A 15,191-nucleotide genomic window follows, 5' to 3' on the forward strand; every position below is an offset into this window, starting at 1 on the left:
TTATGTTAACTAAAAGACAAGTTAAAATTTTACAAACTATTGTTGAAGAATTTATTAAAACTAATCAACCAGTTGGATCTAAAAGAATTTTAGAACTATTAGATATTAAAATATCTTCAGCAACAATTAGAAATGAATCAGCTATTTTAGAACATGAGGGTTATTTAGAAAAACAACATACTTCAAGTGGAAGAACTCCTTCAACTAAAGGTTATAGATATTATGTTGATAATATTATGAAATTAGATTCAGCTGATTATACTAGATTAAAAATTTATTTAAACCAGTTATTAGATTTAAGAAAATATGATATTGATAAAACGATTAATTATGCTGGTGAAATTATTAGTGAATTAACTAAAATGACAGCAGTTATAATTAAAAAACAAAATATAAAAAATATAAAGTTAAAAAAAATTGAATTAATATTATTATCAGAATTTTTAGTAAGTGTATTATTTATTTTTTCTGATGGTGATGTGCAAAATAAAATGTTTAATTTAAAAGATATTTCTTTATCTGATTTAAAAATTGCTATTAAATTATTTTCAGATTTTTTAGTTGATGTTAAATTAGATGAAATAGATCGATATTTAAATGATTTAAAACATCAATTATCCTTAAGTATTAAACAATATGATTATGTTTTAAATACATTTATAAATACTATTTTAGAATCAAAAAATGAACAAAAAGAAACTCATGGAATGAGATATATGTTAGAAAATCCTGAGTTTAATGATACTAATAAATTAAAAAATGCAGTTAAGTTAGTTGAACAATTATCTCCTTTTGATTGATTTAATATTGCTTATGAATCTAGTAAAAATATGAATAAAATAGCAATTAAAATTGGTAATGAAATCGATCAAATAAATGATGATATTTCAATGATTGCTACAGAATTAAAAATTGGTAATTCTTCTACTGTTTTAACTTTAGTTGGACCAAAAAGAGTAGATTATAACCAAGTAAACCAGTTAATGAACTTAATTATTGAAATTATTAATGCAAAGGAGAATTAAAATGACTGAAGAATTAAAAAATAAAAAAAATAATAAAAACTATTATAGTCAAAATAAAAATAAAATTAAAGCTGAATTTCAAAAACCTCATGTTAAAAAAAATCAATATTTAAAGTTAAAAACAAAACTTGATACTGTTTTATTAGAAGTTCAAAATTTAAAAGAGTTAAATGAAACTTTAAAAAAAGATATTGAATCTGAAAAACAATTTAATTTAGCTGAAATTAGTAATTTGACTAAAAAGTATAATCAAAAAGAATTAGAAATTAAAAAATATGGTGCTAGTAAATTAGCAAGAGACTTAATTCAACCTTTAGAAATTTTAAAAAAAGTTGTTAATGCTCCTAGTAATAATGAAGTAGTTCAAGCTTATGTTAAAGGGTTTGAAATGATTGTTAATCAAATAGATAACATTTTAGAATCACATCATATTAAAGCTATGAATGTTAAAGTTGGTGATATGTTTAATCCACATCTTCATGATGCTAATGAAGCAGTTGAATCAGATGAATATAAAACAAATCAAATTATTGGTGTTTTAAGTGATGGATATATGATTCATGATAAAGTACTAGTTTATGCAATAGTTAAAGTTGCAAAATAAATAAAACAATAATAAATAGATAAACAGTAAAAAAGATACAAGGAGAAATAAAATCATGGCAAAAGAAAAAATTATTGGAATAGATTTAGGAACTACTAATTCAGTTGTTTCAGTTATTGAAGGTGGACAACCTATTATTTTAGAAAATCCTGAAGGTCAAAGAACTACACCAAGTGTTGTTGCTTTTAAAAATTCAGATATTATTGTTGGTGGTGCTGCTAAACGTCAAGCTGTAACTAATCCAAATGTTGTTCAATCAATAAAATCAAAAATGGGAACTACTTCTAAAGTTAATTTAGAAGGAAAAGATTATAGTCCAGAACAAATTTCAGCTGAAATTTTAAGATATATGAAAAATTATGCTGAAGCTAAATTAGGACAAAAAGTAACTAAAGCTGTTATTACAGTTCCTGCTTATTTTAATGATGCGCAAAGAAAAGCTACAAAAGATGCTGGAACAATTGCAGGATTACAAGTTGAAAGAATTATTAATGAACCAACTGCTGCTGCTTTGGCTTATGGATTAGATAAACAAGATAAAGAAGAAACAATTTTAGTTTATGATTTAGGTGGTGGAACCTTTGATGTTTCTATTCTAGCTATTGGTGGTGGAAGTTTTGATGTTATTGCAACTAGTGGAAATAATAAATTAGGTGGAGACAATTTTGATGAAGAAATTATCAAATGATTACTAGGTAAAATTAAAGCTGAATACAATATTGATTTATCTAAAGAAAAAATGGCTTTACAAAGATTAAAAGATGAAGCAGAAAAAGCAAAAATTAATTTGTCTAGTCAATTAGAAGTTGAAATTAATTTACCATTTATTGCAATGAATGAAAGTGGTCCAATTTCTTTTGCAACAACTCTAACAAGAAGTGAATTTAACAAAATTACAAAACATTTAGTTGATTTAACTATTCAACCAGTTAAAGATGCTTTAAGTGCTGCTAAAAAAACTCCAAGTGAAATTAATGAAGTTTTATTAGTTGGTGGATCAACAAGAATACCAGCCGTTCAAGAATTAGTAAAAAGTTTATTAAATAAATCTCCAAATAGATCAATTAATCCAGATGAAGTTGTTGCTATGGGTGCTGCTGTTCAAGGTGGAGTTTTAGCTGGTGAAGTTACTGATATTTTATTATTAGATGTAACTCCATTATCATTAGGTATTGAAACAATGGGTGGAGTTATGACAAAATTAATTGAAAGAAATACTACAATTCCAGCAAAAAGAACTCAAATCTTTTCAACTGCAGCAGATAATCAACCAGCTGTTGATATTAATGTTTTACAAGGTGAAAGAGCAATGGCTGCTGATAATAAATCATTAGGTCAATTCCAACTAACAGGAATTCAACCAGCTCCTAGAGGTATTCCACAAATTGAAGTTACTTTTGAAATTGATGCTAATGGTATTGTAAGTGTTTCAGCAAAAGATAAAAATACTAATGAAGAAAAAACTATTACTATTTCAAATTCAGGGAATTTAAGTGAAGCTGAAGTTGAAAGAATGATAAAAGAAGCTCAAGAAAATGCTGCAAATGATGAAGCTAAGAAAAAAAATATTGAGTTAAAAAACAAAGCTGAAAATTATATTAATATTATTGAAACTTCATTATTACAAGCTGGTGATAAAATTAGTGCTGAGCAAAAAGAACAATCACAAAAAATGGTTGATGAAATTAAAGAACTAGTTAAAAATGAAAACTATGAAGCTTTAGAACAAAAAATGACTGAACTAGAACAAGCAATGGCTGCAGCTGCTGAATTTGCTAACAAACATAATGATTCAGATTCAAATAATAATTCACCAGAACAAAATAATTAATCACACTAAATATATAAAAACTAACACTAGTTAGTTTTTGTTTTTATAGAAAAGAAGAGAGAATATGAAAAAAAAGGATTATTATGAAGTTTTAGGTGTATCAAAAACTGCTAGTGAACAAGAAATCAGACAAGCTTATAGAAAACTTGCAAAACAATATCATCCTGATTTAAATAAATCTCCTGATGCTCATGATAAAATGGTTGAAATTAATGAAGCAGCAGATGTATTATTAGATAAAGATAAAAGAAAACAATATGATCAATTTGGTCATCATGCCTTTGATAATTCATCTGGATTTTCTTCAAATTTTACTGATTTTGAAGATTTATTTTCTAACATGGGTTCTTCTGGATTTTCATCTTTTACTAATATATTTTCTGATTTTTTTGGATCTAATAAATCTGATTATCAAAGATCAACTAAAGGACAAAGTGTCAGTATAGATATTTATTTAACATTTAAAGAACTTTTATTTGGTGTTGATAAAATAATTGAATTAGATTTATTAACAAATTGTAATGTTTGTTTTGGAAGTGGTGCTGAGTCAAATAATGATATAAGCATTTGTAATAATTGTCATGGATCTGGAGAAGTTTTAATTCAAAAAAATATGGGATTTTTCCAATTTCAACAATCAGCTAAATGTAATGTATGTAATGGTGTTGGAAAAATTATTAAAAATAAGTGTAGAAACTGTAAAGGTAAGGGTAAATATTTAGAAAGAAAAAAAATTGAAATTAATATTCCAAAAGGAATTAGACCAAATCAACAAATTAAACTTTCTCAAAAAGGTCATGCTTCAACTAATAATGGAGTTAATGGTGATTTAATTATTGATATTTATTTAAAAGAATCTAAGGTATTTGAAATTGTTAATAATAATGATATTTTAATGACTTATAATATTAGTTATTTAGATTCAATTTTAGGAAATGAAATTATAATCAAAACTTTAGATGGTGATATTAAATATAAATTACCAAAATCAATTAATTCTAATGAAGTTATTATTATTAATAACAAAGGATTGTATAAATCTATAAATAAAGATAAAAGAGGAGATTTAATAATCAAAGTAAATATTGTAGTTCCTAAAAGCTTAACTAAAAAAGAAAAAGAATTAATTGAACAAATTTATGAACAAACTTCATTTAATCCAGAAAATAATATAAATCAATAAGCAGATTAACTTCTGCTTTTTTAATTAATGCTTTTGTTTATTGATTGTAAAATTAGAAAAAATTGATAAAATATAAAAGTTGGTTAATTTAAAAAAATTATTCAATCAAAAATAAGGATTCATTTTCCTAGTGCTCAAATTAAATAAAAAGAGTGGAAAATGTTCGAATTATTTTGAAGTTTAACAAATAAAGAAAGGTTATTATGTCAAGAGAAATAACAAGAGAAGAATTATCTGCAGCTGGAGTTCAATATGGACACCAAACTAAAAGATGAAATCCTAAAATGAAATCTTATATTTATGGAGTAAAAAATAAAAATCACATTATTGATTTAGAAAAAACTATTACTCATTTAAATACAGCTCAAAAATTATTAGAATTTTTAGGAAGTAAACAACAAAAAATTTTATTTGTAGGAACTAAACGTTCTGGAAAAAACGCTGTTAAAGAAGCTGCTTTAAGAAGTGGAAACTTCTATATTAATAATAGATGATTAGGTGGAACTTTAACTAATTTAAAAACTATTTTAATTAGAATTAAAGCTTTATGAGAGATTGAAGAAGAAGAAAAAAAAGGTCGTTTATCTTTAAGAACTAAAAAAGAACAAATTAAAATTTTAAAAGAAAAAGCTAAATTAGAAAAAGCACTTGGTGGAATTAAACAAATGCATAAATTACCAGCAGCTATTGTTGTTGTTGATCCAAAAGGTGATGAAATTGCAGTTAAAGAAGCAAAAAAATTAAACATTCCTGTAATTGCTATTTGTGATACTAATGCTGATCCTGATATGGTAGATTATGTAATTCCTGGAAATGATGATTTACAAGAATCAGTAAATTTAATTATTAATATTTTAGTTGAAGCATATGCTGAAGGTGCACAAATTAAAATGAACCCATCAGTATTAAGAACTGTTGCTCCAAAAAGAGAACCAAGACAAATTAATAGACCAATAGTAACTAGTGAAAATCAAACTGAACAACAAGTTAGTGTAGCAAATGAAAATGTACAAATGAATAGTGAACCAACTGTTCAAGTAGTTGAAACTGAAAAACCAAGTGAACCAAAAGCTGAGTAAGGAGAAAAAATATGGCAGTAGATGCAAAATTAATTAAAGAATTACGTGAAATCACTCAAGCAGGGATGATGGATTGTAAAAAAGCTTTAGAAGCAAGTGATAATAATATTGATAATGCAATTGTTTGACTAAGAGAAAATGGTTTAGCAAAAGCTGCTAAAAAAACTGATAGAGTTGCAGCTGAAGGAATCGTTTTAGCTAAAGAAAATGAACAAAAAATTGTAATTTTAGAAGTTAATTCAGAAACTGATTTTGTTGCAAAAAATGAAAAATTTTTAAATTTAGTTGATGAAGTTGCTAATGCATTATTAAATTCTCAAGTTTCAAATTTAAATGAAGGTTTACAAGTAAAAACTGATTCTGGATTAACTATTGAACAAAGTTTAATTTCAGCAACTGCTACAATTGGTGAAAAAATTGCTTTAAGAAGATTTGAATTAGTTAATAAAACATCTGGTAGTTCAGTAATTTATAATCATGCTAATAAAAGAGTTTCTACTTTATTAGTTTTTGATAACAAACTTGATTCAACTGATGCTTATAATGTTGCAATGCACGTTGCTGCAATGGCTCCAAAATACATTAATATGGATCAAATCCCTGAAGATTTTAAAAATGCAGAAATGCATATTATTAAAGAACAAGCTAAAGATGATGCTAAATTACAAGCAAAACCTGCAAATGTTTTAGAAAATATTTTAAAAGGAAAGTTATCAAAACGTTTAGCTGAAGTTAGTTTATTAGATCAATTATTTGTAATTGATGAAAGTTTTAAAGTTGGAGATTTTCTAAAATCTAAACATGTTTCATTAGTTAAAATGATTAGATATGAAGTTGGAGAAGGAATTGAAAAAGTAGTAACTAACTTTGCTGATGAAGTTGCTGCTCAATTAAAATAACAATGATTAGTTTTAATACAGAATATTTTGGAATTATTTCAGGTTTATTAGTTACTTTTGTTTTATTAATTAACTTGATGTTTAATTTCTATTTGTTTAAATTTAATAAAAAACAAGCATTAGTTACAAAGTATAATAAAATTTATTTTGTGGTCTTTTATATTCTTTCTTTTATTAGTTTAGCTTTAGCAATCATTAGTTTAATTTTATTTAATTTAAAAGATAAAATTTTTAGTCAAACTAGTACTGAAAATCAAAAATTATATCCAACTATAATTTTAAATGTAATATCTTTTGTATTTTTAATTAGTAAAATTATTGTTTTATTTATCTTTTTACCTAAATTTGCTATTAAAATTACTGAAAATGAAATTTTATATTTAGGTGAAAAAATTGATTTTCAAGCAATTACAAAAATTATTTTAGATAATGATTCTCAAGCTTTATATATTAATTACAAACCAACTAAAAGAACATATAAAAGAATTAAATACTCAAATACTTGTTCATTTAAGCAGTTAATTTTAGATAATTCTAGAAATATTAAATTAGAAATTTCTAATCAAAATGCTAATGAATATTTTAAAAAAATTAAAGAATTATCTTAGAATAAAGTATGATTTATGATCATACTTTTTTTATATACAACTTATTGACATTTTTTAAATCTTATAACAAAGAGTATTTAGGTTTTTTGTATAATTATAAAGAGTTATTTTGAAGTATTTTGAGGTGGAAAATGAATTATAAATATAAAGTGGTACTTTTAAAATTAAGTGGTGAAGCTTTAAAAGGTGATGCTGAAGTTTATGATAAAAAATGTTTAGAAAACATCGCTAGTCAAATTATTCATCTTGTTAAAAACGGTTTAAAATTAGGAATTGTTATTGGAGGAGGAAATATTTGAAGAGGTAAATTAGGCGAAAATATTGGAATGGATGCTATAAATGCTGATTATATGGGGATGCTAGCAACAGTTATGAACGGATTAGCACTTGAAAGTACTATTACTAAAATGGGTTATGACAAAATTAAAGTTTATTCTTCACTACCAATTAAAACAGTAACTGATGACTATAATTTTAAAAAAGCAAGAATTAAAATGAATGAAGGCTTTATTTCCATTTTTGTAGGTGGAACTGGTTATTCATATTTTACAACTGATACTAATGCAACAATTAGGGCAATCGAAATTGGAGCAGAAGCAATTTTAATGGCAAAAAATGGTGTTAAAGGAGTTTATGACAAAGATCCAAAACAACATAAAGACGCTAAATTTATAAAAAAAATCTCACACCAAGAAATAGTTGATAAACAATTAAGAATTATGGATTTAACTGCAGCTACTTTAGCAAAAGATGCTAACTTAAAGATTGAAGTTTTTGATATGAGTGGAGATAATAATATTATAAAAGTATTAGAAAATAAATTAGAATCAACAATTATAGAATAGGAACAAATTTATGACTGATTTAATTTTAAAAAATGCTGAATTACAAATGAAAGAAACTATTGATGCATATGTAATACATTTAAGACAAATTAGAACTGGAAAAGCAAGTGGAGCTATTTTAGATAAAGTAATGGTAAATTATTATGGAAGTTTAATGCCATTAAACCAAATTTCTCAAATTACAACTCCTGAACCTAATTTAATTATTATTAAACCATATGATAGAAATGTAATTACTGAAGCAGTTGGAGCTATTCATAAAGCTGATTTAGGATTAAACCCAGTAAGTGATGCTACTTTAATTAGAATTCCAATAGCACCATTAACTGAAGATGTGAGAAAAAATTTAGTTAAAAAAGTTCATAAAGAATTAGAAGGTTATAAGATTAGAATTAGAAACATTAGAAGAGATGCTATTGATGAGATCAAAAAAATTGAAAACATCTCAAAAGATTTAATTAGTGATAACGAAGATAAAATCCAACAAATAACTGATAAATTTATTAAACAATTAGATGATTTAACAAAAGAAAAAGAAAAAGAGTTGATGAAAATTTAATATGAATAGAACTATTATTGAAATGTTTTATGATGATTTAAAAAACATTTGTCAAAAATTTAATATATCAAAAGAACCAATCATTGAAATTAATAAAAATAATACTCCTGGTTTATTATCAAGTTCAATATGTTTGATTAGTAGTAAACAAGTAAATAAAAAACCACTAGATCTAGCAAATGACTTTAAAGAACAATTATTATTAACAAATAATTATTCTAGTATACAAATAGCTAGTCCTGGGTTTTTAAATGTATTAGTTAAACCTGAAATTTTATCAAGTGTTATTAATAATGTTTTAAGTCTAAAGTCTAAATATGGAAATTTAGAAAAACAAAATAAAACCATTAATATTGAATATGTTTCAGCTAATCCTACTGGTTATTTACATGTTGGTCATGCTAGAAATGCTGTGATTGGTTCTGTGTTAGTTAACTTATTTAAAAAGGCTGGATATAAAGTACAAACTGAATATTATGTAAATGATGCTGGAAATCAGATCAATGTTTTAGCTGTAACTGTGTTTGTTCATTATTTACAAGCTTTAAATATTGATGCTAAAAAACCAGAAAATTGTTATGCTGGTGATATGTATGATGATTTAGCAAAAATAATTATTAATAAATATAATGATCAATTTAAAGATATTAACTATACTGATAATAAAATTTTAGATGATTATGTACATTCATTATTTAAACAAATTTCAATTGATTATTTTTTAAAAATTATTAAACAACAATTAGCTGATTTTAATGTAAAAATTAGACATTGATCTAGTGAACAAGAAGTTTATGATACTCATCAAATAGAAAAAGTTTTAAAACTATATAAATCTAAAGATGCTACATATTATAAAGATGGTGCTGTGTTTTTAAAAACTACTCAATTTGGTGATGATAAAGACCGTGTTTTAGTTAAATCAGATAAAACTTATACTTACATACTTCCAGATCTTGCTACTCATCATTTGAGAATTAAAAGAACTAAAGCAGATAAGTTAATTAATGTTTGAGGTGGAGATCATCATGGTTATATTAAAAGAATGCAAGCTGGTTTGGCATTACTAGGAAATGATCCAGATATTTTAGAAATTCAAATGGTTCAAATGGTAAGACTAATTAAAAATGGTAGTGAGTATAAAATGTCTAAAAGAAAAGGAACTGCTGTTTGATTAGTTGATATTTTAGAATTAGTTGGTGTTGATGCATTAAGATATATGCTAGCAAGTAAGTCTTCTAATTCACATATGGATTTAGATTTAGATTTGATTACTTTAAAAAATTCATCAAATCCTGTTTATTATGCTCAGTATGCTACAGCTAGATGTCATTCAATCTTAAATCAAGCTAAAACTAAAAAAATAACACCATTAGTTAAAGAGACTAATTTATTAAATAATCCTAAAGAAACTGAATTATTATTAGTATTAGATAATTTTAAAGAAGTCATTAAAAATAGTGCAAATAACCGTTCAACTCAGCAAATTTGCGATTATATTCAAAACATTTGTAAGATTTTTCATTCTTATTATGCAGAAATTAAAATTATTGATGAAAATAATTTACAATTAACTAAGTTGAGATTAGGTTTTATAAAAGCTGTTTTACAAGTATTAAAAAATGCCTTTTTTATTATTGGAATTGAACCAGTTATAGAAATGTAAAAATTTTTTTAAAAAAATAGCAAAAAATATTGCATATCTATTCTTGATTTTATATACTTATCATTGTGTGTTAAGAAGCTTACTTCTTAACGAGACGATCTTTGAAAACTAAATAGAATAATTATTGTACAAATCTTGTCAAAAGATTTATTTGAGTAATAAAAAACTTATAACAATAAAAATAGTCAGAATCACTTTTATTTAACAAAAATTTTAAAATGAGAGTTTGATCCTGGCTCAGGATAAACGCTGGCGGCATGCCTAATACATGCAAGTTGAACGGGGGTGCTTGCACCTCAGTGGCGAACGGGTGAGTAACACGTATCTAACCTACCTTATAGCGGGGGATAACTTTTGGAAACGAAAGATAATACCGCATGTAGATCTTATTATCGCATGAGAAAAGATCAAAAGAACCGTTTGGTTCACTATGAGATGGGGATGCGGCGTATTAGCTAGTAGGTGAGATAATAGCCCACCTAGGCGATGATACGTAGCCGAACTGAGAGGTTGATCGGCCACATTGGGACTGAGATACGGCCCAGACTCCTACGGGAGGCAGCAGTAGGGAATTTTTCACAATGGACGAAAGTCTGATGAAGCAATGCCGCGTGAGTGATGACGGCCTTCGGGTTGTAAAGCTCTGTTGTAAGGGAAGAAAAAATAAAGTAGGAAATGACTTTATCTTGACAGTACCTTACCAGAAAGCCACGGCTAACTATGTGCCAGCAGCCGCGGTAATACATAGGTGGCAAGCGTTATCCGGATTTATTGGGCGTATAGGGTGCGTAGGCGGTTTTGCAAGTTTGAGGTTAAAGTCCGGAGCTCAACTCCGGTTCGCCTTGAAAACTGTTTTACTAGAATGCAAGAGAGGTAAGCGGAATTCCATGTGTAGCGGTGAAATGCGTAGATATATGGAAGAACACCTGTGGCGAAAGCGGCTTACTGGCTTGTTATTGACGCTGAGGCACGAAAGCGTGGGGAGCAAATAGGATTAGATACCCTAGTAGTCCACGCCGTAAACGATGAGTACTAAGTGTTGGGGTAACTCAGCGCTGCAGCTAACGCATTAAGTACTCCGCCTGAGTAGTATGCTCGCAAGAGTGAAACTCAAAGGAATTGACGGGGACCCGCACAAGTGGTGGAGCATGTGGTTTAATTCGAAGCAACACGAAGAACCTTACCAGGGCTTGACATCCAGTGCAAAGCTATAGAGATATAGTAGAGGTTAACATTGAGACAGGTGGTGCATGGTTGTCGTCAGTTCGTGCCGTGAGGTGTTGGGTTAAGTCCCGCAACGAACGCAACCCTTGTCGTTAGTTACTAACATTAAGTTGAGAACTCTAACGAGACTGCTAGTGTAAGCTAGAGGAAGGTGGGGATGACGTCAAATCATCATGCCCCTTATGTCCTGGGCTACACACGTGCTACAATGGCTGGTACAAAGAGTTGCAATCCTGTGAAGGGGAGCTAATCTCAAAAAACCAGTCTCAGTTCGGATTGAAGTCTGCAACTCGACTTCATGAAGCCGGAATCACTAGTAATCGCGAATCAGCTATGTCGCGGTGAATACGTTCTCGGGTCTTGTACACACCGCCCGTCACACCATGAGAGTTGGTAATACCAGAAGTAGGTAGCTTAACCATTTGGAGAGCGCTTCCCAAGGTAGGACTAGCGATTGGGGTGAAGTCGTAACAAGGTATCCGTACGGGAACGTGCGGATGGATCACCTCCTTTCTATGGAGATATTTACATTACTGACTATTTAATTCTATTTAGTTTTCAGAGATCGTCACACATCTCTAAAAATATAGATTGTTCTTTGAAAACTGAATATTAGATGAAATGCAATTTTCTGATTATAACAATATTTATAATTAGATAATTATTACGATATTAAATTCGTAATGACATCAAAAACAATTAACTAAAATTAATTGAGTTACAAATTGCTAGAAAGATTTTCTAAAAAATAGTAAGGGCATATGGTGAATGCCTTGGAAAATGGAGCCGAAGAAGGACGTGACTACCTGCGATAAGTCTGGGGGAGCTGGAAGTAAGCTTTGATCCCGGAATTTCCGAATGGGGGAACCTAACATGATTTATCTCATGTTATCTATAAGTAAATACATAGCTTATATGATGGGAACCTAGGGAACTGAAACATCTTAGTACCTAGAGGAAAAGAAAATAATAATGATTCTGTTAGTAGCGGCGAGCGAAAACGGAACAGGCCAAACCATTCTATGGAATGGGGTTGTAGGACTTTTGTTTGAGTTAGAAAATCATTATATAATAGAAGCTACTGGGAAGTAGCGCCATAGAGGGTGATAGCCCCGTATATGAAATGTAATGATCTCAATAAAGTATCCTGAGTACGGCGAAACACGTGAAATTTTGTCGGAATCTGCCAAGACCACTTGGTAAGCCTAAATACTACCATTTTACCGATAGTGAACCAGTACCGTGAGGGAAAGGTGAAAAGCACCCCGAAAGGGGAGTGAAATAGTCCCTGAAACCATATGCTTACAAGAAGGTAGAGCCCGTTAATGGGTAATACCGTGCTTTTTGTAGAAAGAGCCGGCGAGTTACTATTGCATGCAAGGTTAAGTTGATATAAACGGAGCCGTAGTGAAAGCGAGCCTTAATAGGGCGTTTAGTATGTAGTAGTAGACACGAAACCAGGTGATCTAGCCATGAGCAGGTTGAAGTTAGGGTAAAACCTAATGGAGGACCGAACCAGTATTCGTTGAAAAGACTTTGGATGACTTGTGGCTAGTGGTGAAATTCCAATCGAACCTGGAGATAGCTAGTTCTCCCCGATATATCTTTAAGGATAGCGTTGTGTGAATTGTTATGGAGGTAGAGCACTGAATCTATGATGGCTGCACCTAGCGGTACTGATTAGAATTAAACTCCGAATGCCATAATTTGTGCACAGCAGTCAGAACATGGGTGATAAGGTCCATGCTCGTGAGGGAAACAGCCCAGATCGTCAGCTAAGGTCCCTAAGTGTAAACTAAGTGTGTAAGGATGTGGAACTGCACAGACAGCTAGGATGTTGGCTTAGAAGCAGCCATCATTTAAAGAGTGCGTAACAGCTCACTAGTCGAGTGATTCTGCGCCGAAAATGTACCGGGGCTTAAGTTTACCACCGAAGCTACGGATTGTATGTAAATACAGTGGTAGGGGAGCGTTCTAAATATGATGAAGTCAGACTGTGAAGACTGGTGGAGTGTTTAGAAGTGATTATGCCGGCATGAGTAACGTTTGGAAGTGAGAATCTTCCATGCCGTTTGACCAAGGTTTCCTGGGCAAGGTTCGTCCACCCAGGGTTAGTCAGGACCTAAGGCGAGGCTGACAAGCGTAGTCGATGGACAACAGGTTGATATTCCTGTACCAGTTAATTAGTGATGGAGTGACGAAGAAGGATAATATATCCCGGGTGCTGGATATCCCGGGCTAAGCACAAAGATGGCAATGTTGGCAAAACCGCATTGTGTTAACATTGAAGTGTGAAAATAGGGGAGTGAACGGTTCGCCTAGTAACGAAGTATATGACTCCACGCTTCCAAGAAAAGCTTCTAACTTAATAATTAACTGCCTGTACCTAGAACGAACACACGTGGTCAAGGAGAAAATCCTAAGGCAAGCGAGATAACTGTAGCTAAGGAACTCTGCAAAATAACTCCGTAACTTCGGAAGAAGGAGTGCTCATTTATGATGAGCCGCAGTGAAGAGGGAGGGGCAACTGTTTAACAAAAACACAGCTCTCTGCTAAGTCGCAAGACGATGTATAGGGGGTGACACCTGCCCAGTGCCGGAAGGTTAAAAGGAGAAGTCAGCGTAAGCAAAGCTTTGAATTGAAGCCCCGGTGAACGGCGGCCGTAACTATAACGGTCCTAAGGTAGCGAAATTCCTTGTCAGGTAAATTCTGACCCGCACGAAAGGTGTAATGATCCCTTCGCTGTCTCGGCTGCAGACTCGGTGAAATTTTAGTACCGGTGAAGATGCCGGTTACCCGCAACTAGACGGAAAGACCCCGTGGAGCTTTACTATAACTTGATATTGAAATTTGGTATAACGTGTAGAGGATAGGTGGGAGACTATGAGACTAGGACGCTAGTTCTAGTGGAGTCAACCTTGGAATACCACCCTCGTTATATTGGATTTCTAACTTGAATCCATTATCTGGATTAAGGACAGTGTCTGGTGGGTAGTTTGACTGGGGCGGTCGCCTCCCAAAAAGTAACGGAGGCGCTCAAAGGTATCCTCAGTATGGTTGGAAATCATACATAGAGCGCAAAGGTAGAAGGATGCTTAACTGCGAGACTTACAAGTCGAACAGATACGAAAGTAGGACTTAGTGATCCGGCGGTCCCGTGTGGAAGGGCCGTCGCTCAACGGATAAAAGTTACCCCGGGGATAACAGGCTTATCTCCCCCAAGAGTTCACATCGACGGGGAGGTTTGGCACCTCGATGTCGGCTCATCGCATCCTGGAGCTGTAGTCGGTTCCAAGGGTTGGGCTGTTCGCCCATTAAAGCGGTACGCGAGCTGGGTTCAGAACGTCGTGAGACAGTTTGGTCCCTATCTGTTGTGGGCGTTGGAAAATTGAAAAGAGCTGTTCCTAGTACGAGAGGACCGGAATGGATGCACCTCTGGTGCTCCTGTTGTCACGCCAGTGGCATAGCAGGGTAGCTATGTGCAGAAAGGATAATCGCTGAAGGCATCTAAGCGAGAAGCCTCCTTTAAGATGAATTTTCCCATTCATAAGATGTAAGATCCCATGTAGACCACATGGTTGATAGGATGGGTGTGTAAGTGCTGCGAGGCATTAAGCTAACCATTACTAATAGATCGAGAGAATTTTAGAAAAAAGCAATTTTAACT

General features: G+C 30.9%; 10 protein-coding genes and 2 rRNA genes. All 12 read left to right on the forward strand.

The window, feature by feature from the left end:
* Nucleotides 1-2 precede the first annotated feature (2 nt).
* The 12 genes from hrcA (at nt 3) to MSB_RS01910 (ending at nt 15,175) form a co-directional block, all read left to right on the forward strand.
* A complete protein-coding gene (gene hrcA, locus MSB_RS01855; RefSeq protein ID WP_013447685.1) occupies nt 3-1,025 on the forward strand; it encodes a heat-inducible transcriptional repressor HrcA in 1,023 nt (340 codons plus the stop codon).
* Between the two features lies 1 nt (nt 1,026).
* Entirely contained in the window at nt 1,027-1,629 is a 603-nt protein-coding gene (locus MSB_RS01860; RefSeq protein ID WP_013447686.1) for a nucleotide exchange factor GrpE, read from the forward strand.
* A 55-nt stretch (nt 1,630-1,684) separates the two neighbouring features.
* Nucleotides 1,685-3,460 (forward strand): molecular chaperone DnaK, encoded by a 1,776-nt coding sequence (gene dnaK / locus MSB_RS01865; protein WP_013447687.1) that lies wholly within the window; start codon nt 1,685-1,687, stop codon nt 3,458-3,460.
* Between the two features lie 64 nt (nt 3,461-3,524).
* Entirely contained in the window at nt 3,525-4,643 is a 1,119-nt protein-coding gene (gene dnaJ / locus MSB_RS01870; protein WP_013447688.1) for a molecular chaperone DnaJ, read from the forward strand.
* 203 nt (nt 4,644-4,846) lie between these two features.
* On the forward strand, nt 4,847-5,722 hold the full coding sequence (gene rpsB / locus MSB_RS01875) for a 30S ribosomal protein S2 (protein WP_013447689.1): 876 nt from the start codon (nt 4,847-4,849) through the stop codon (nt 5,720-5,722).
* An 11-nt stretch (nt 5,723-5,733) separates the two neighbouring features.
* Nucleotides 5,734-6,621, forward strand: a complete 888-nt coding sequence (tsf, locus tag MSB_RS01880; RefSeq protein ID WP_013447690.1) for a translation elongation factor Ts — start codon at nt 5,734-5,736, stop codon at nt 6,619-6,621.
* A gap of 2 nt (nt 6,622-6,623) precedes the next feature.
* On the forward strand, nt 6,624-7,229 hold the full coding sequence (locus MSB_RS01885; protein ID WP_013447691.1) for a membrane protein: 606 nt from the start codon (nt 6,624-6,626) through the stop codon (nt 7,227-7,229).
* A gap of 131 nt (nt 7,230-7,360) precedes the next feature.
* Nucleotides 7,361-8,074, forward strand: a complete 714-nt coding sequence (gene pyrH / locus MSB_RS01890) for a UMP kinase (protein WP_013447692.1) — start codon at nt 7,361-7,363, stop codon at nt 8,072-8,074.
* 10 nt (nt 8,075-8,084) lie between these two features.
* On the forward strand, nt 8,085-8,633 hold the full coding sequence (gene frr / locus MSB_RS01895; protein WP_013447693.1) for a ribosome recycling factor: 549 nt from the start codon (nt 8,085-8,087) through the stop codon (nt 8,631-8,633).
* A 1-nt stretch (nt 8,634) separates the two neighbouring features.
* Nucleotides 8,635-10,299, forward strand: coding sequence for an arginine--tRNA ligase (argS, locus tag MSB_RS01900; protein WP_013447694.1), 1,665 nt, complete (start codon nt 8,635-8,637; stop codon nt 10,297-10,299).
* Between the two features lie 214 nt (nt 10,300-10,513).
* Nucleotides 10,514-12,036, forward strand: a 16S ribosomal RNA gene (locus MSB_RS01905).
* A 228-nt stretch (nt 12,037-12,264) separates the two neighbouring features.
* Nucleotides 12,265-15,175, forward strand: a 23S ribosomal RNA gene (locus MSB_RS01910).
* The 16S and 23S rRNA genes sit together here, the layout of an rRNA operon.
* Nucleotides 15,176-15,191: the final 16 nt, after the last annotated feature.

Source organism: Mycoplasma leachii PG50 (assembly GCF_000183365.1).
GTDB lineage: Bacteria > Bacillota_I > Bacilli_A > Mycoplasmatales > Mycoplasmataceae > Mycoplasma > Mycoplasma leachii.